The sequence below is a fragment of the Streptomyces sp. NPDC043726 genome (assembly GCF_056436565.1).
Window position 1 is genome coordinate 671,261 of record NZ_JBWKCI010000002.1, and the last position, 17,855, is coordinate 689,115.

13 protein-coding genes are annotated in these 17,855 nt (G+C 70.7%); 11 read left to right on the forward strand and 2 right to left on the reverse strand.

Translation table 11 applies throughout. The features are described from left to right. The first annotated feature begins 2 nt into the window (after nucleotides 1-2). The 5 genes from AC068Z_RS07775 to AC068Z_RS07795 all read left to right on the forward strand — a co-directional run bounded on the left by AC068Z_RS07775 (nucleotide 3) and on the right by AC068Z_RS07795 (nucleotide 5,040). The gene (locus AC068Z_RS07775; protein ID WP_478553344.1) at nucleotides 3-773 is read left to right on the forward strand and encodes an IclR family transcriptional regulator; all 771 of its coding nucleotides are present in this window, start codon (nucleotides 3-5) and stop codon (nucleotides 771-773) included. A gap of 110 nt (nucleotides 774-883) precedes the next feature. Next, entirely contained in the window at nucleotides 884-1,867 is a 984-nt protein-coding gene (locus tag AC068Z_RS07780; RefSeq protein ID WP_478553346.1) for a PDR/VanB family oxidoreductase, read from the forward strand. A 187-nt stretch (nucleotides 1,868-2,054) separates the two neighbouring features. After that, entirely contained in the window at nucleotides 2,055-3,275 is a 1,221-nt protein-coding gene (locus tag AC068Z_RS07785) for a cytochrome P450 (protein WP_478553348.1), read from the forward strand. A 47-nt stretch (nucleotides 3,276-3,322) separates the two neighbouring features. Beyond that, a complete protein-coding gene (locus tag AC068Z_RS07790) occupies nucleotides 3,323-4,408 on the forward strand; it encodes an S-(hydroxymethyl)mycothiol dehydrogenase (protein ID WP_478553349.1) in 1,086 nt (361 codons plus the stop codon). Beyond that, nucleotides 4,408-5,040, forward strand: coding sequence for an MBL fold metallo-hydrolase (locus AC068Z_RS07795; protein WP_478553351.1), 633 nt, complete (start codon nucleotides 4,408-4,410; stop codon nucleotides 5,038-5,040). The genes AC068Z_RS07790 and AC068Z_RS07795 overlap by 1 nt, the downstream gene beginning before the upstream one ends. 56 nt (nucleotides 5,041-5,096) lie before the next feature. Here AC068Z_RS07795 and AC068Z_RS07800 read toward each other — a convergent pair whose 3' ends face one another. Next, nucleotides 5,097-6,203: a LacI family DNA-binding transcriptional regulator gene (locus tag AC068Z_RS07800; protein ID WP_478553352.1), complete on the reverse strand. Its 1,107-nt coding sequence runs from the start codon at nucleotides 6,201-6,203 to the stop codon at nucleotides 5,097-5,099. A 15-nt stretch (nucleotides 6,204-6,218) separates the two neighbouring features. Continuing rightward, nucleotides 6,219-7,268, reverse strand: a complete 1,050-nt coding sequence (locus AC068Z_RS07805; RefSeq protein WP_478553354.1) for a LacI family DNA-binding transcriptional regulator — start codon at nucleotides 7,266-7,268, stop codon at nucleotides 6,219-6,221. A 253-nt stretch (nucleotides 7,269-7,521) separates the two neighbouring features. Here AC068Z_RS07805 and AC068Z_RS07810 point away from each other — a divergent pair, with 253 nt between their 5' ends. From AC068Z_RS07810 to AC068Z_RS07835, 6 genes are all read left to right on the forward strand, one after another. Beyond that, the gene (locus AC068Z_RS07810) at nucleotides 7,522-8,838 is read left to right on the forward strand and encodes an ABC transporter substrate-binding protein (protein ID WP_478553355.1); all 1,317 of its coding nucleotides are present in this window, start codon (nucleotides 7,522-7,524) and stop codon (nucleotides 8,836-8,838) included. A gap of 217 nt (nucleotides 8,839-9,055) precedes the next feature. Continuing rightward, nucleotides 9,056-9,940, forward strand: a complete 885-nt coding sequence (locus AC068Z_RS07815; RefSeq protein ID WP_478553357.1) for a carbohydrate ABC transporter permease — start codon at nucleotides 9,056-9,058, stop codon at nucleotides 9,938-9,940. 5 nt (nucleotides 9,941-9,945) lie between these two features. Continuing rightward, the gene (locus tag AC068Z_RS07820; protein ID WP_478553359.1) at nucleotides 9,946-10,854 is read left to right on the forward strand and encodes a carbohydrate ABC transporter permease; all 909 of its coding nucleotides are present in this window, start codon (nucleotides 9,946-9,948) and stop codon (nucleotides 10,852-10,854) included. Between the two features lie 77 nt (nucleotides 10,855-10,931). Then, nucleotides 10,932-13,505 (forward strand): family 78 glycoside hydrolase catalytic domain, encoded by a 2,574-nt coding sequence (locus AC068Z_RS07825; protein ID WP_478553361.1) that lies wholly within the window; start codon nucleotides 10,932-10,934, stop codon nucleotides 13,503-13,505. A 428-nt stretch (nucleotides 13,506-13,933) separates the two neighbouring features. Beyond that, nucleotides 13,934-16,411 carry a glycoside hydrolase family 3 protein gene (locus tag AC068Z_RS07830; RefSeq protein ID WP_478553363.1) on the forward strand — a complete coding sequence of 826 codons (2,478 nt, stop codon included), beginning with the start codon at nucleotides 13,934-13,936 and terminating at the stop codon, nucleotides 16,409-16,411. A 115-nt stretch (nucleotides 16,412-16,526) separates the two neighbouring features. Beyond that, complete coding sequence (locus tag AC068Z_RS07835) at nucleotides 16,527-17,795, forward strand: ABC transporter substrate-binding protein (RefSeq protein ID WP_478553365.1); 1,269 nt, start codon at nucleotides 16,527-16,529, stop codon at nucleotides 17,793-17,795. Nucleotides 17,796-17,855 lie beyond the last annotated feature (60 nt).

Sequence of the window (17,855 nt, forward strand, 5' to 3'; positions counted from 1 at the left end):
CGATGAAGGCACCTCACCAGGAGTCGGTCCTCTCCCGTGCCGCCCGGATTCTCGAGGCGTTCAGCCAGGATGAGCCGGCGCTGACCGTCTCCGAGATCGCGCGCCGCACGGGACTGCACGTGGCCACGGCCTCCCGGCTCGTGGCCGAGCTGGTCGCCCACGGCTTCCTGGCCCGGGACGGCGATCGCAGGGTGCGCATCGGTGTCCGGCTGTGGGAGCTGGCCGTACGGGCCTCGCCCGCGCTGTCCCTGCGCGACGCGGCGATGCCGTTCATGGAGGGCGTGCACGACGTGGTGGGCCACCATGTGCAGCTGGGCGTCCTCGACGGCGACGAGGTGCTGTTCCTCGAACGCCTCTCGGCGCCGAACGCGGTGATCAACTACACCCGTATCGCCGGGCGGCTGCCCCTGTACGCCTCCTCCAGCGGCCTGGTGCTCCTCGCCCACTCCCCGGCGGACCTCAAGGAACGACTGCTCACCGGCCCGCTCACCGCCTTCACGCCGGCCACCCCGGCCACGCCCACCCGGCTGCGCGCCTGCTTGGCCGACGTCCGGCAGCAGGGGTACGCCTACTGCCCCGGCTACGTCCACGAGGAAGCGCTCGGCGTGGCCGCTCCAGTGCGGGGCGCGGGCGGCCAGGTGGTGGCGGCACTGTCGGTCATCGTCCCCAACGACGCGGGCGCGCAGGCGGTCGTTCCCGTGGTGCGCACGGCCGCGCGAGGCGTGTCTCGCGCGCTCGGCGCGCCCACCGGGCAGGCAGGGACCGGTATGTGACGGGGCGTGGCAGCAGCGCGAAGTTCCTCTCTCACTCAGTGAGAATCCCGTCGCCCCGTGGCGGCGGCCACGCGCATCCTGCCTGCATTCCACAGACGGGAGGCGACAACGTGGTCGCACACAACCTGCTGCCCGCGACTCTCCGGCCCACCCCCACCCTCTCCTTGCGGGTCCGCGCCAAGGACGCCGTCGCGGACGGCGTCGTGTCCCTGACCCTCGACCACCCCGACGGCGCTCGGCTGCCGGACTGGACACCGGGGGCACACCTCGATCTCGTGCTGCCGAACGGGACCACCCGGCAGTACTCCCTGTGCGGCGACCGGTGGGACCCGTACACCTACCGCATCGCCGTCCTGCGCGAGCCCGCCGGACGCGGGGGATCGGCCTACGTGCACGACCGGCTGACGCCCGGTGACCGGGTGGGTGTCGGCGGGACGCACAACCACTTCCCGCTCGCTCCGGCCGACCGCTACCTGTTCATCGCGGGCGGCATCGGGATCACCCCGCTGCTGCCGATGATCCAGCAGGCCGAACTGGTCGGCGCTAACTGGCAGTTGCTCTACGGAGGCCGTACCCGCGCCTCCATGGCGTTCCGCGCGGACCTCACGCACATGTACGGCGACCGTGTGCACCTCCACCCCCAGGACGAGTACGGCTTGCCGGACCTGGCCGCGTGGCTCGGCGAGCCGTTCCCCGGCATGAAGGTGTACTGCTGCGGGCCGGCTCCGCTCCTGGCCGCCGTCCAGGAGGCCTGCGCGCCGTGGCCCGACCACAGTCTCCGTACCGAACGGTTCAGCGCCGCCGACCGGTCCGAGCCCGTGCGCCGGACCCCGTTCGAGGTGGAACTGCGGCGCACCGGAACGACGGTGACCGTCACCCCGGACCTCTCCGTGCTGCACGCCGTGCGCCGGGCCGGCGCCGAGGTGCTGTCCTCCTGCGAGCAGGGAACCTGCGGTACCTGTCTCGTCCCGGTGCTGGAGGGAACCCCCGACCACCGGGACTCGGTGCTGGCCGACCACGAACGCGCGGCAGGCGACTGCATGCTGCCCTGCGTGTCCCGCGCCCACTCCGACCGCCTGGTCCTGGACCTCTGAAGCATCCGCGACCGGCACACGTGTGCCCCGAGACCGCGGCAGCCCGTCCTCACTCGTCCAAGTTTCCCTCTGCTGAACCCCGGCGACTCAGCCTGACGCGCCCTGAGCCCCTGAGCCGTCAGCCCCTGGGCCTTGAGCCCCTACGCCCTGAGTCTCCCTGTCCCGAGCCGCCTTTCATGGAGCCGCCATGACCGAGAAAGCAGCCGTACCCGCGCCGACACCGATCAGCGACGCAGACCCCTTCGCCACTGAGCACCTGGCACAACCCGAGCCCCTGCACCGGCAGTTGCGCGAGGCCGGCCCCGTCGTCCGCCTGTCCTGCTACGACGACGTGTACGCCCTGCCCCGCTACCAGGAAGTGCACGCCGCCCTCGTCGACTGGCAGGCCTTCCAGTCCGGCGCCGGAGTCGGTCTGGCCAACTTCCGCCACGACAAGCCGTGGCGCCCACCGAGCCTGCTGCTGGAGGCCGACCCGCCCCACCACGACGCCCCGCGCCGAGTATTGCGCGAGATCCTCGCCCCCCTCGCTCTGCGCCGACTGCGCGAGCAGTGGCAGAGCGCCGCGGAAGAACTCGTCGAGACGGTACTGGCCGAGCAGGGAAGGGAGTTCGACGCCTTCGAGTTCCTGGCGAAAGCCTTCCCCTTGCGGGTCTTCCCCCACGCCGTCGGTCTCGGCCCGCACGGACGGGAGAACCTGCTGCCCTACGGCAACATGGCCTTCAACGCCTTCGGGCCCCGCAACGCCCTGGTCCAGGCCGACGCGCACCGCGTAGGGGAGCTGTCGGCATGGGTGAACGCCCAGTGCGCCCGCGAGGCACTGAGCGAGGACGGCTTCGGTGCCCGGATCTGGGCCGCCGCCGACCGCGGTGACCTCACCCACGCCCAGGCGCCCCTCGTGGTCCGCTCGCTGCTCACCGCCGGCGTCGACACCACCGTGCACGGACTGGCCGCCGCGCTGTACGCCCTCGCCACCCACCCTGAGGAGTGGCAGCGGCTGCGCGCCCGCCCGGAGTTGGCGCGGGTGGCCTTCGACGAGGCGGTGCGCTGGCAGTCACCGGTGCAGACGTTCTTCCGCACCGCCACCAGCGACGTCGACATCGCCGGGACCCGCATCCCGGAGGGCGGCAAGATCCTCATGTTCCTCGGTGCCGCCAACCGGGACCCGGAGCGCTGGCCGGACCCCGACCGCTTCGACCTCACCCGTGACCCCTCGGGACATGTCGGTTTCGGCATGGGCATCCACCAGTGCGTCGGCCAGCATGTGGCGCGTCTGGAGGCCGAGGCCCTGCTCACCGCCCTCGCCCGCCGCGCCGGACACCTCGAACTCGTCGGCGAGCCGAGGCGACACCTCAACAACACCCTGCGCTCCTGGGCCTCGCTTCCGGTGCGCATCCGGACGGCGAGCTGACCTCGGGAACCCCGGCACCCTTCCCTCCATCGAAAGGACCTGACTCCATGCCCCAGTACGTACGCGGTGTTGTCGCCCGCGCCAAGGGCGAACCGGTACGCGTCGAGACGGTCGTCGTACCCGACCCCGGCCCGGGTGAGGCGGTGGTGACCGTGCAGGCGTGCGGCGTCTGCCACACCGACCTGCACTACCGCGACGGCGGCATCAACGACGACTTCCCCTTCCTCCTCGGCCACGAGGCGGCGGGTGTGGTCGAGCAGGTCGGCGACGGCGTGACCGATGTGGCCCCGGGTGACTTCGTCGTCCTGAACTGGCGTGCCGTGTGCGGCCGTTGTCGCGCCTGCAGCCGCGGGCGCCCGCAGTACTGCTTCGACACCCATAACGCGCGGCAGAGGATGACCCTCACCGACGGCACCGAGCTCTCACCGGCCCTGGGCATCGGCGCCTTCGCCGAGAAGACGCTCGTCGCCGCAGGGCAGTGCACCAAGGTCGACCCGGCCGCCTCTCCCGCCGCCGCGGGCCTGCTCGGCTGCGGGGTGATGGCGGGTATCGGCGCGGCGATCAACACCGGAGGAGTCGGCAGGGGCGACACCGTGGCCGTCATCGGTTGCGGTGGGGTGGGCGATGCGGCCGTGATGGGCGCGCGGCTGGCGGGCGCGGCGAAGGTCATCGCCGTAGACATCGACGATCGCAAGCTGACCACCGCCAAGGCCCTGGGCGCGACGCACACGGTCAACTCCCGTACGGCGGATCCGGTCGAAGCTGTTCGTGACCTCACCGGAGGGTTCGGCGCCGACGTCGTGATCGAGGCCGTGGGACGCCCTGAGACGTACCGGCAGGCGTTCTACGCCCGCGACCTGGCCGGCACCGTCGTCCTGGTCGGCGTGCCCACGCCGGAGATGCGACTGGAGCTGCCGCTGCTGGACGTCTTCGGCCGGGGCGGGGCGCTGAAGTCCTCCTGGTACGGCGACTGCCTGCCCTCCCGTGACTTCCCCCTGCTCATCGACCTCTACCTCCAGGGCCGCCTGGACCTGGACGCCTTCGTGAGCGAGACAATCGCCCTGGACGAGGTTGAGGACGCCTTCGCCCGCATGCACAAGGGCGACGTCCTGCGTTCGGTGGTGATCCTCTGATGGCAGGGCTGCGCATCGAACGGCTCGTCACCTCGGGCGACTTCACGCTGGACGGCGGTCGCTGGGAGGTGGACAACAACGTCTGGATCGTGGGTGACGATCACGAAGTGGTGGTGATCGACGCCGCCCACGACGCCGACGCCATCGCCGAGGCTGTAGGCGACCGCAGGCTCACGGCCATTGTGTGCACCCACGCCCACAACGACCACGTCAACGCCGCCCCGGCGCTCGCCGCCGCCACCGGCGCGCCCGTCCTGCTCCACCTGGACGACCGGCTGCTGTGGAAGCACACCCACCCCGACCGCGACCCCGACGGGTACCTCTCCGACCAACAGCGCATCGACGTCGCCGGCACACACCTGCGCGTCCTCCACACGCCCGGACACACTCCGGGAGCCATCTGCCTCCACCTCGCCGATTCAGGGACCCTCTTCACCGGCGACACCCTGTTCGCGGGCGGCCCGGGAGCGACCGGACGGTCCTACTCGCACTTCCCCACCATCATCCGCTCGATCCGCGACCGCCTGCTGGTGCTGCCGCCCGCCACCGTGGTCCGCACCGGGCACGGCCCGGACACCACCATCGGCGCCGAGGCGCCGCACCTTCAGGCATGGATCGCACGGGGCCACTGAGCCGGAAGGCCCGGCCCCTCGGTTCCCTGCCGGTGTCCGTCCCGCCGGCAGGGACCTCAGGGGCGAGGCGTGGCCGCCGCCATGGTGGACCGGCGTACGACCAGTTCGGGCCGGAGAACGACGTGGACGTGCTCGTGGGCGCTGCCGTGCGGTGCCGTGTCCTCGATGAGCAGGCGGCCGGCCTGCCGCCCCATCGCGGTGGCCGGCCGTCGCACCGAGGTCAACGGCACCACGGCGGACGCGGCGAAGTCGATGTCGTCGTAGCCGATGACCGCGATGTCGTCCGGCACCCGCAGGCCGGCCTCGTACAGCGCCTGCAGCACGCCCAGGGCCAGCAGGTCGTTGGCGCAGAACACGGCCGTCGGGCGGTCAGGCAGGCCGAGGATGCGGTGCCCGGCGTCCCGGCCGGCGTGGACGGTGAGGGCCGGGGAGGGCAGCTCCCGCAGCGCTGTCGCCGCGACGCCCGCCTCGGCCAGGGCGGCGAGGGCTCCCGCGCGGCGGTCCCGGATCTGCTGGAGGCGGTCGGGGCCGCTGACGTAGACGAGGGAGCGGTGCCCGCGCTCGACGAGATGGCGGACCGCCGCATGGCCTCCCGCAGTGTCGTCGATCCCGACGGAGCAGGTGCCGGGCTGTGGGGCGTTCTGGTCGGCCATGACGTAGGGGACGGCGTTGCGGCGGAAGGCTGCCGCGGTGCGTCCCGCGCCCTGGGCGGAGGTGAGGACCGCGCCGCGGACCTGGTGCGAGGTGATCAGCGACAGGTGCCGTGCCGCCTGGGCGGGTTCATGGGTTCCGGTGCAGACCATGACGCCCAAGTCTGCTTCCTGGGCGGCCTGTTCGACGCCGCAGGCGAGCGCGGCGAAGAAGGGGTTGGCGAGGTCGTGGACCAGGACGGCGAGGACGCGGGAGGTCCAGCCGCGCAAGGGGCGGGCGCCCTCGGCGCGGACATAGCCCAGCGAGTCGATCACCGCGAGCACCCGCGACCGGGTGGTCTCGGCCACGATCTCCGGGCGGTTGAGCACGTTGGAGACGGTGCCGAGAGACACCCCGGCCTCGCGCGCCACGTCCTTGATGCCGATGCGGGGGACCCGGGACCGGCCGCGGTCGGGACCCGACGGGGCGGCGAGGCCCACGCGGGTGCGACGGGCGGCGGACACACCGGGCATCTGTCGTTCCATGGGCTAACGGACCAGCGGCGCGGCGGTGCTGGCGCGCACGACGAGGCGCGGCGTCATCGTGGTCCGCATGGCTCTGTCCCGCCGGCCCTCCACCCGCTCGATGAGCATCCGGGCGGCGGAGGAGCCCATGGTGTGCCCGGCCTGGTCGACGCTGCTCAGCTGAACGGGGGCGAGCGCGGCGAGGGCGGTGTTGTTGTAGCCGACGAGGGACAGGTCCTCCGGGATGCGCAGGCCCAGTTCATGGGCGGCACGGTAGATGCCCAGGGCGGCGACGTCGGCGCCGGTCATGACGGCGGTCGGCCGCTGTTCGGCCGTCAGCAGGGTCATGCCGGCTTTGAAGCCGCCTTCGTCGGAGTAGGCGGCCTGGTGGACCCGGGCGTACTCGGCCAGGCCGTGGCGCCGCATCGCGGCGAGGTAGCCCTCGGTCAGCACGGTCTCGGGTGGACGTTTCCAGCGGTTGGCCTTGGTTCCCTGGGCGGAGACCAGAGCGATGTGGCGGTGGCCGAGCTCCACCAGGTGGTCCACGACCAGGCCGGCGCCGACGTCGTCGGCGTCCACGACCGAGTCGTGGGTGTCGTCGGCGTCATGGTGGCCGATGACGACGGTGGGCGTCGAGGCCGCCGTGGCCAGCACCTCGTCGCGTGCGGTGCCCGGTGCGATGAGGATCAGCCCGTCCATCTGACGGTCCACCAGGGCGCGGACAGTCTTGGCCTGTTCGTCGGGATCGAAGCCGGCCGCGCCGATGAGCACGGTGTACTCGCTGTGGCGGAGTTCGTCGCGGATGCCGTCGAGGATGTCCGCGAAGAACGCGTTGCGGACGTTGTCCAGCAGCACACCGATCGTGTACGTCCGCCCGCGCATCCCCCGTGCCGCGGCGTGCGGGCGGTAGCCCAACTCGGCGATCGCCGCCTGGACCTTCTCCCGCATGGCCGGGCTGACGCCGTAGGCGTTGCGCAGCACCTTGGAGACGGCGGCGACGGACACACCGGCGTGCCGGGCGACATCCGTGATGGTCAGGCGTTTGCTGCGTCGAGGCTCCTCGGCCCGCTCCATCGTCCACGCTCCGCTTCTTGTCGGCCTAGGTGTAACGGTCTACACGCTCACCCTGGGGTGTCGTCAAGTCGTCCACTGCATCACTGCTCCGTTACAGCGCTGTGTCTTGACGGCGACCCCGGAGGGATGCAGGGTGTTGCCCACTCGACGTAGAGAACGTTCTACAAATTCTCTCTCCGCCGCCGAGCCTGCCGCTCGCCATGGCGCCGTTTCCCCGCCGCATGCCTTCCCGCCAGAACCCTGGGAGTCTTCCGTGTCCTTCCCCATGCCACCCGCCCGCCGTACGCGACTGAGCCTGCTCACCGCCGCCACCGCCTCCCTCACCCTCCTGGCCACCGCGTGCGGGGGCACCGGCGGCGGCGCTTCGGCCGCGCCGGAGGAGTTCAGCTACCTCAGCGTCACCGAGAACACCACCGTCAAGACCGCGCTGACGACGCTGTCGAAGGGAGCGTGCAAGACGGCGAACAGCGCCCTGCCGCTGAAGGTGGAGACCGTCCCGCAGGCGAGCCTGGACCAGAAGCTGCAGCTGCTGGCCGGACAGAACGCGCTGCCGGTGCAGTTCGCTGCGGGCAACGCCCCCGCGCTCACCCAGCAGCTGGCCAAGTCGGGCAAGGTCGCCGACCTGGAGGCCAAGCTGAAGAGCCTGGGCGTCCTGGACCAGCTGGAGCCGGCCGCCGTCTCCACCATCAAGGCGCTGTACGGCGGCGAACTGCGGGTGCTGCCGTACGAGTACAACATCGAGGGGATCTTCTACAACAAGCAGCTCTTCGAAAAGCACGGCCTGAAGGTCCCCGGCACCTGGCAGGAACTGCAGTCCGCCGCAGCGAAGCTGGAGGCCAAGGGCGTCCAGCCGTTCTCCGCGTCCGGCCAGCAGGGCTGGCCCATAACCCGCCTGATCAGCGGCTACCTCTACCGCAGCCTCGGCCCCGACGCGCTGGAGAAGGTGGCCGACGGCACCGCGAAGCTGACCGACCCCGAGTACGTCAAGGCCGCCGAGGAGGTCGCCGAGCTCGGCGCGAAGGGCTACTTCGGCAAGGGCGTCGGCTCCATCGACTACGACACCGCGATGAACCAGTTCCTGACCGGCAAGGCCGCCATGTTCTACATGGGCAGCTGGGCGCTGGCGAACATCTCCGACGAACAGCAGAACAAGATCGGCGCCGACACCGTCGGCTTCATGCCGTTCCCCGCCGTCGCCGACGGCAAGGGCTCGATCGACCAGTACCCCTCCAACGTCGGACTCGGCATCACCCTGGGCGCCAAGTCCTTCGACGCCAAGACGGGGGACTGGGTCTCCTGCATCGCGCGGAACTACGGCAGCACCGCGCTCAAGGACCACGGCTCCATCTCCGGCTTCAAGGTCAACGACGAGGTGAAGGACGCCAACGCGGTCACCACCCAGGTCCGCGACACCATCAGCGCCTCCGAGCGCAACGTGCTGTGGTTCGAGGCCCTGTTCAGCACCAAGGCCACCACCGTCAGCCAGACCAACGCCGCGAGCCTCGTCGGCGGCAGCATGAGCCCGCAGGACTTCATGAAGACGGTCCAGGACGCGCTGGCCGCCCAGTGACCGGCCGGGGGCGGCCACCGGCCACCGGGCCCGCGCAGTGGTGGACCGGGCGCGGCTACCGGCCACCTGGCCCGCGCAGTGATCGGCCGGGCGCGGCCACCGGCCACCTGGCCCACCCCGCGCCGCGCGTGAGCCGCCCCCGGTCCCGCCCGGCAGGGCCCACCAGAGGCATCTGCCCCGGCAGGTCTGTTCAACGCAAACGAAGTGGACCCCATCCATGCACCGCGTACTCGGTGACCGCAGGGCCGTCGCGCTCCTGCTCGGTCCCGCCCTCCTCGTCTACTCACTGATCATGCTGGTCCCGATGGTGTGGTCGCTCGGGTACTCCTTCACCCAGGGCAACACCATCGACGGCTTCACCGGCAACGGCGTCGCCAACTTCTCCCGGCTGCTGGACGACCCGGCCGTCCGGGACGCCCTGTGGTTCACCCTGAAATACGCCGTGATCGTCACCGCCGGGCAGGTCGTCGCCGGCTACCTGCTGGCCCTGCTGTACGTGTTCTTCCTCAAGCGGGCCTCGGCGCTGATCCGCACCCTGGTGTTCTTCCCCGTGGTCCTGCCCACCGTCGCGGTCGGCCTGCTCTTCCAGAAGCTCTTCCAGGTCGCCCCGCAGACCGGACCGGTCAACTCGCTGCTGAACGCGGTGGGGCTGGACTCGGTCGACTTCTTCGGCAGCGCCGGCAGCGCCTTCTGGGTGCTGATCGTGATGGACATCTGGCGCTCGATGGGCTTCTACGCCGTCCTGCTCTTCGCCGGTCTCGTCGACATCCCCGACGAGGTCCTGGAGTCCGCCCGGCTGGACGGTGCCACCGGCCTGAGGCTGATCCGCCACATCGTGCTGCCGCTGTCCCTGCCGGTGCTCATGTCGTCGCTGATCTTCAGCATCAACGGCACCCTGAAGGTCTTCGACTCGATCGTGGCCCTCACCAACGGCGGACCCGGCAACGGCACCACCCCGCTGACCCTGTACATGTTCCAGACGTCGTTCACCTACAGCGACTACGGCTACGGCAGCACCATCGCGCTGCTGCTGACCGTGGTGTGCCTGCTGGTGAGCCTGGTCGTCTACCGCGTGTCGCGGCGCGACCTCACGGAGGGCTGACCGCCATGGCCATCAACACCCTTGCGAAGACCTCCGCGAGCCGCCCGGGCCGCAAGCCGGCCGCGCGCGATCGCCGTACCAGGCGACCGCGCCGGGGCAGCCGGCTGTGGGTGAAAGCCGTCGTCGGCCTGCTCCTGGTCGTCGAGATCTACCCGCTGCTCTGGATGCTGCTGACCTCGCTGAAGTCCAACGACGACTACCTCAACAACTCCACCTGGAGCCTGCCCACCACCTGGGAATGGGGCAACTACACCGAGGCGTGGACGACCGGGCACATCGGCCTGTACGTGCAGAACAGCCTGCTGGCCGTGATCCCCGCCCTGGCCTTGATGCTGCTGCTGGGCACCGCGGCGGGCTTCGCCCTGCAGATCATGGTGTGGAAGGGCCGCAGCCTCACCCTGCTGGTCTTCCTCGCGGGCATGATGGTGCCGCCCCAGATGATCCTGCTGCCGCTGTTCACGGTCTACTTCCAGACCGGTCTGTCCGGCACCCTGTGGCCGCTGATCCTCACCTACACCGGCACCGGCCTGCCCCTGACCGTCTTCATGATGGCCACCTACTACCGCACCGTCCCCCGGGAGCTGTTCGAGGCGGCCACGATCGACGGCGCCGGCATCCTGCGCGCCTTCTGGACCATCAGCGTCCCCCTCGTCCGCAACGCCCTGCTCACCGTCGGGCTGGTGCAGTTCTTCTTCATCTGGAACGACCTGCTGATCGCGCTGACCTTCACCAACGACCAGGACCTGCGCACCATCCAGGTCGGCCTGCTCAACTTCACCGGCGACTTCGGCGCCACCCAGTACGGCCCGCTGTTCGCCACCATCTGCATCAACGTCTTCGGCACCCTGCTGATCTACCTGTTCCTCAACCAGAAGGTCATGAAGGGCCTCACCTCGGGAGCGGTCAAGGGCTGACCCCGGCCCGCCACCTCGCCGACCCCTCCCGCGCCCGCAGCGAAAGGTTCCACTTGCACCTCCCTCAGCCCTCCCCGGTGTCCTTCGAACACCTCCCGGACGGCCTAGGCATCGGCGTCCCCGCACCCCGCCTGACGTGGCGACTGCCGCCAGGCTGCGGCATCCAGGAGGCCTACGAACTCGAACTCGTCCGCGACGGCGGTACGACCCGGCGCACCGGCCGCGTGCCAGGGCCGGACCAGGTACTCGTCGCCTGGCCGGTCGAGCCGCTGACCTCACGTGAACGGGTCGCCGTCCGCGTCCGCGTCTGGTCCCCGGGCGACGCCGAGCCCTCGGCCTGGAGCGAGCCCGCGATCGTCGAGGCCGGGCTCCTCGACCCCGCCGACTGGCAGGCGGTGCCCGTCCGGGCGGGCTGGGACGAAGACCCCGACGCCACCCGCCGACCCGCCCGCATCCGCAGGGACTTCCGCCTGGAGCGGCCGGTCTCACGCGCTCGACTGTACGTATCGGCCCACGGCCTGTACGAGGCGGAGATCAACGGCCGACGGGTCGGCGACGAAGCGCTCGCCCCGGGCTGGACGGTCTACCCGCACCGCCTGCGCTACCGCACCCACGACGTCACCGGCCACCTCACCGAGGGCGCCAACACCATCGGCGCGTGGCTCGGGGACGGCTGGTACCGCGGCAAGTACGGCTTCGACGGCGGCACCCGCAACATCTACGGCACCGACCAGTCCCTCCTCGCCCAACTGGAGATCACCTACGACGACGGCACCACCATGGTCCTCGCCACCGACGGAACCTGGACCGCCGCGCCCAGCCCCATCCTGACCAGCGGCCTCTATGAGGGGGAGACCTACGACGCACGGCTCGACGATCCCGGTTGGTCCGCTCCGGGCCATGCCGGGTCCGGCGACTGGGGGCCGGTACGCGTCACCGAACGGGACCCCGCCACCCTCGTCGCGCCCTCGGGCCCGCCGGTGCGCTGCACCCAGGAAGTCCTCCCGGTCGCCGTCACCAGGCTCGACGACGGCCGCCACCTGCTGGACTTCGGGCAGAACCTGGTCGGACGGCTCCGTCTGACCGTCGACGGCCCCATGGGTACGCGGATCACGCTCCGGCACGCCGAAGTCCTGCAGAACGGCGAACTGGCCACCAGGCCGCTCCGGGAGGCGCACGCCACCGACCACGTGATCCTCTCCGGAGGTGGCCCGCTGACCTGGGAGCCTCGCTTCACCCTCCACGGCTTCCGCTACGCCGAGATCACCGGCTGGCCCGGCCGGCTCGCACCGCACGATGTGACGGCCCGCGTCTACCACACCGACATGCACCGCACCGGGTGGTTCGAATGCAGCGACCCGATGATCAACCGCCTGCACGAGAACGTCGTGTGGAGCATGCGCGGCAACTTCGTCGACATCCCGACCGACTGCCCCCAGCGCGACGAACGCCTCGGCTGGACCGGCGACATCCAGGTCTTCGCCCCCACCGCGGCCTTCCTGTACGACTGCGCGGGCATGCTGGACTCCTGGCTCACCGACGTCGGCCTGGAGCAACTGCCCGACGGCACGATCCCCTGGTACGTCCCGGTCATCCCGGGAGAACCGACGTGGACGCCGATCCAGCCCGGCGCCGCCTGGGGAGACGTGGCCACCCTCACCCCCTGGACGCTCTACCAGCGCTTCGGCGACATCGAGCTGCTGCGCCGCCACTACCCCATGGCCACGGCATGGGTGGACCTGGTGGAGCGCCTCGCCGGTCCCAGCAGGCTGTGGGACACCGGCTTCCAGCTGGGGGACTGGCTGGACCCGGCGGCACCGCCGGACGACCCGGGGGCCGGCCGTACCGACCGCTACCTCGTCGCCACCGCCTACTTCGCCCACTCGGCCCGCCATCTCGCCCTGGCGGCAGCCGAGTTGAGGGAGGGCCGGGACGCCGAGCGGTACGCGGCGCTGGCCGACGAGGTCGCCGACGCCTTCCGCCGCCGGTACGTCACCGACTCCGGCCGGATGACCAGTGACAGTTCCACCGCCTACGCACTCGCCCTGGTCTTCGGACTGCTCACCCCACAGCAACGGCGGCAGGCCGGCGACCGCCTGGCCCAGCTGGTCCTCGCCGACGACGCCCGGATCGCCACCGGCTTCGTCGGCACGCCACTGATCTGCGACGCGTTGACCGGCACCGGCCATCTGGAGGTCGCCTACCGTCTGTTGACCCAGACCGAGTGCCCCTCCTGGCTGTATCCCGTGACGATGGGCGCCACGACCATCTGGGAGCGCTGGGACAGCATGCGCCCCGACGGCACGCTCAACCCCGGCGGCATGACCTCCTTCAACCACTACGCCCTCGGCGCGGTCGCCGACTGGCTGCACCGCACCGTCGGCGGCATCACCGCCGAGGCTCCCGGCTACCGCGAGATCGTGTTCCGGCCACGACCGGGCGGAGGCATCACCTGGGCCCGCACCCGGCACGAAACGCCGTACGGAACAGCCTCACTGGCATGGGAGGCCACCGGAACGGGACTGATCGCGCGGATCGAAGTCCCCGACGGCTGCCGGGCGACGGCCGAGCTGCCCGGCTGCCCGCCGGTTTCGCTGGGAGCGGGCAGGCACGTCCTCGACTCGGCGCAGGCGACTGCCGGAGCCGCCTGACAGACGCGACTGCAGATAGATGAAAAGCCCGACGCATTTCCTCCTGGAGGAAATGCGTCGGCGTTCGTTTATCCATCGTATGGATGCCAGTCATTCACGGCCTCAATGGTGAGCCGTTCGCCGTGGCTTTCAATTGAATTTTCAGTGTGCGATTTCAAAGTCGCAGGATTAGTAGACGCTGGTCAGGGCCGGTTGATAAGGAAGATGCTGCTGATGGGTTGACCCGGCTGAAAACAGACCCTAGCTTTATTGCACATTGAATTGCGTGCTCGCATTCGCTCGCCGTGGGACGCGGCGGCGGCTGTTTTCGAAAGCAGCGGCAATTCCCCCATGCTGGGGCCGGCCGTGAACCTGACCCCTCGGCCGGCCCCCCTCCCCACCCCGCGACTGCCCCTTGGGCTGCCGCCCCGTCCGTCCGGAGAGCCGCTGTGAACAGACGTACCTTCCTCTCGGCCGCCACCTTCACCGCCCTGGCCATGAGCATGGCCCCGGCGATGCGCGACGAGGCGAGCGCCGCCTCGGGCACCACCCCGCGGCAGCGAGCAGACGCCCTGCTCGCCCGCATGTCGCCCGCCGAGAAGGAGGCCCTGATCCGCTGCGACTTCGCAGCCGTCGCCCACCTGGGCATTCCTGCGCTCGCCATGGCCGACGCCTCGGCCGGGTTGCGGGGCGAACAGGGCGTCACCGCCTTCCCCGTGCCGGTCGCTCAGGCCGCGTCCTTCGACGAGGACCTGGCAGCTCGCATCGGTCGCGCCATCGGCGCCGAAGGCCGCGGCAAGGGCTACAACAACCTCCTCGGTCCCACCGTCGACCTCACCCGCACCTGGCACTTCGGCCGCCAGGCCGAAGCCATGGGGGAGGACCCGCTGCTGGCCGGCCGCCTCGGCGCTGCCCTCACCGTCGGCATGCAGAGCCACCACGTGGCGGCAACCGTCAAGCACTTCGCCGCCTACACCCAGGAGACCAACCGCTTCTTCACCGACACCAAGGTCTCCGACCGTGCCCTGCACGAGATCTACCAGGCGCCGTTCCGACGCGTCGTCGCCGCCGCGCCGGCCACCTCCGTGATGATGGCCTACCCCAGGATCAACGGCACCTTCGCCACCGAACACCCCGCCCTGTTCGACGACTTGAAGAACCGGATCGGCCTCGAGGGCTACACCGTGCCGGACTTCTGGGCAGGCGCCGACCAGGTCGCCGCCGCCCGCGCAGGCATGGACCTCGCCGGCCTCGGACCCGGCGCCGTAAAAATCCCCGCGGGCGCCCTCACCGGCGGCGCGATACCCGCCACCCGTCTCGACGACGCCGCCCGCCGCATCCTCCTCACGATGTTCGCAGCCGGTCTCTTCGACCACCCCGTGCCGCACCCGGCCGACGACGTCAGCACCGATGACCACCAAAGCCTCGCCCACGAAGCCGCCGTCGCCTCCACCGTGCTGCTCCACAACCGCTCCGCCGCGCTGCCCCTGCCCGCGTCGCTGAAGTCGCTGGCCGTCATCGGCCCCGCCGGCACCGACGTCCTGCCCGGCGTCTCCGGATCCACCTACGTCGACCCCGGCACCTGGACCACCCCGCTGGCAGCGATCCGCGCCCGCGCGGGCGCCTCGGTCAAGGTCACCCACGCACAAGGCACCAAGGGTGACGTCCCCCTCACCACCATCCCCGCCGCAGTCCTGCGCACCAGCACCGGCACGACCGGCCTGACCGGCACCTACTACGCGGGCGCCGACCCCACCGGCACACCCCTCGCCACCCGCACCGACGCGACCGTCGACTTCACGGCCGCCCCCGTCGACGGCCTGCCCGGCGTCTGGTCCGCGAAGTGGACCGGCACCCTCACCCCGAACACCACGGGCCTGCACCGCTTCTCCCTGCTGCCCGCCGGAACCACCACACTCAAGATCAACGGCAGCACGGTCGTCTCCGGCACCCGCCAGATGCGCCGCTTCTTCCTCGGCCCCTACGACTATCCCCTCCAGGGCACCGCGGAACTGACCGCCGGCCGGCCCGTCACCGTGGAGCTGACCTACACCAACGCCACCGCGGAATCCGGCACCTGCGGCCTCACCCTCGGCTGGCAGCCCGACTCACTCATCCCCGCCGCGGTGGCCTCAGCCCGCGCGGCCGACGCCGCGGTCGTCGTCGTCAACCGGGTCGCCGGTGAAGCGATGGACCACGAGCGCCTCGACCTTCCCGGCGACCAGAACCGGCTCATCTCCGCCGTGGCCGCCGCCAACCCCCGTACGATCGTCGTCCTGAACACCGACGGCCCCGTCGCCACCCCCTGGCTCGACGACGTGGAAGCCGTGATCCAGGCCTGGTACGGAGGCCGCGGCATGGGCACCGCCCTCGCCGCCGTCCTCTTCGGCGACGCCGATCCCGGCGGCCGCCTGCCCGTCACCTTCCCCGCCGACGCCGGACAGGGACCGGGCACCACGACGGCCACCTACCCCGGCACGAACGGGACCGTCTCCTACGACGAGGGCATCGCCGTCGGATACCGCTACTACGACGCCAAGGGCCAGCAACCCCGCTTCCCCTTCGGCCACGGGCAGTCCTACACCACCTTCGCCCACGGCTCCGTCGAAGCCGCCTACGACCCGGCGGCCCAGCGCATCACGCTCAGCGTCACGGTCACCAACACCGGCCGACGCCAGGGCACCGACGTCGTCCAGGTGTACGCCACCCTTCCGGCAGCGGCGCAGGCCGAACCGCGTCGCCTCGTCGCCTTCCAGAAGGTCACCCTCCCCGCATCGGGTTCCAAGCGGCTCACCCTCACCATCCCCGCGCAGGACCTCACCGTCTGGCAGTCGGGCACCTGGACGCTCGTGCCCGGCCGCTACACCATCGCGACCGCACGCTCATCCCGCAGTCTGACCACGCAGCGGGCCCTGACCATCAGCTGACCCCGCTTCAGCCCCTCCGCTCACGCCCCCCACAGCCGGGGCGTGAGCGCACCACCCCTGCACCCGCCGGCCCGCCCCCGACGGTGAGCCGCACCTTGTCCTCCGGAGCCCGCCCGTGCCTGTCACCCCGCGCCATGCCCGCTCAGCAGTCGCCCTCAGTTGCGCATCCGCGCTGCTGGCCGGTTGTTCCCTCCTCGACGCATCCGAGGGGCGGATCACGGAGATCACCGTCCTGGCCAACGTCACCGACAAGTCCTCCGTCAACAGCGTCGTCACGGCCTTCCAGCGGCAGAACCCCGACATTCAGGTCAGCGTGACCTTCGCCGACACCAACACCCTGCAACGGGAACTGCCCGCCAGGCTCAGAGAAGGCAAGGGGCCGGATGTCTTCACCGTCTGGCCGGGCAGCGGCAACCCGGCCTCCGTCACGGCACTCGAACGCGACAACGTCCTGGAGGAAGTCAGCCTGCGCACCTTCAACCGGGCGATGCCGGAAGGCGTCAGGCCGGTGACCGAGGTGCTGGGCATCACCTACGCGGTGCCGATGAGCTTCAGCGCGATCGGCGCGATCTACTCCGAGCGCACGCTGGACGAGATCGGCGGTTCCGTCCCCACCACCTGGAGCGAGCTGATCGACCTGTGCGGCACCGCACGCGCACATGGCAAGACGCTGTTCGCCCTGGGCAACGCCACCCCCTGGGTGACCCAGCTCATCGCCTACGCCCTGGTCGCGACCAGCGTGTATGAGGAAGAGCCGGACTTCGACGAGCAGATGGCCGAACGCAAGCGGACCTTCGCCGAGTCCGGGTGGCGGACCGCGCTGGAGAAGTACCTGACGATGAAGGACCACGGCTGCTTCAGCCCCGAGCCACTCAACACCTCCTACGAGGACGCCCTGGACCAGGTCGTGGACGGCCGGGCGGTGGGCGTGGTGCAGGTCGCCAGCACACTCTCCGTGCTCCGGGCCGCCGATCCCGACCTCGATCTGCGCATGACCGCGCTACCGGCCACCGACGACCCCGAGGAAACCCGGATGCCCGGAGCCGTGTCAGCCGCCTACGGGCTCAACGCCGACAGCCCGCACCGAGAGGCCGCGCTCACCTTCGTCGATTTCCTCGGATCGGAAGAAGGCCAGAACCTGTACAACCGCTCCGGAGCCACCCTGCCCGCCATTCCCAACGCCTCCTTCACCGTCGACCCCGCCGTCGAGGAAGTCGCCGAACGCCAGAAAGCCGGCACCACCGTCCCATTCATGGACCAGCGCTGGCCCAACTCCGAAGTGCAGCAGACCCACTTCGCCCAGATCAAGGCCCTTTTCGCGGGCACGACGAGCATCGATGAGGCACTGGCGGCGCTGGACCGCGCCTATCGGGAACGCACCTGACGGTACTGCGCGCCTGCGATCATGAAGTCGGGCCGCACCCTTCCTGGGGCGTCCCACTTC

What these genes read in the sequence shown, in the direction of transcription:
- AC068Z_RS07775 (WP_478553344.1), top strand. Translation starts at nt 3, where the DNA reads ATGAAGGCACCTCACCAGGAGTCGGTCCTCTCCCGTGCCGCCCGGATT.
- AC068Z_RS07785 (WP_478553348.1), top strand. Translation starts at nt 2,055, where the DNA reads ATGACCGAGAAAGCAGCCGTACCCGCGCCGACACCGATCAGCGACGCA.
- AC068Z_RS07790 (WP_478553349.1), top strand. Translation starts at nt 3,323, where the DNA reads ATGCCCCAGTACGTACGCGGTGTTGTCGCCCGCGCCAAGGGCGAACCG.
- AC068Z_RS07795 (WP_478553351.1), top strand. Translation starts at nt 4,408, where the DNA reads ATGGCAGGGCTGCGCATCGAACGGCTCGTCACCTCGGGCGACTTCACG.
- AC068Z_RS07800 (WP_478553352.1), bottom strand. Translation starts at nt 6,203, where the DNA reads ATGCCCGGTGTGTCCGCCGCCCGTCGCACCCGCGTGGGCCTCGCCGCC.
- AC068Z_RS07805 (WP_478553354.1), bottom strand. Translation starts at nt 7,268, where the DNA reads ATGGAGCGGGCCGAGGAGCCTCGACGCAGCAAACGCCTGACCATCACG.
- AC068Z_RS07815 (WP_478553357.1), top strand. Translation starts at nt 9,056, where the DNA reads ATGCACCGCGTACTCGGTGACCGCAGGGCCGTCGCGCTCCTGCTCGGT.
- AC068Z_RS07820 (WP_478553359.1), top strand. Translation starts at nt 9,946, where the DNA reads ATGGCCATCAACACCCTTGCGAAGACCTCCGCGAGCCGCCCGGGCCGC.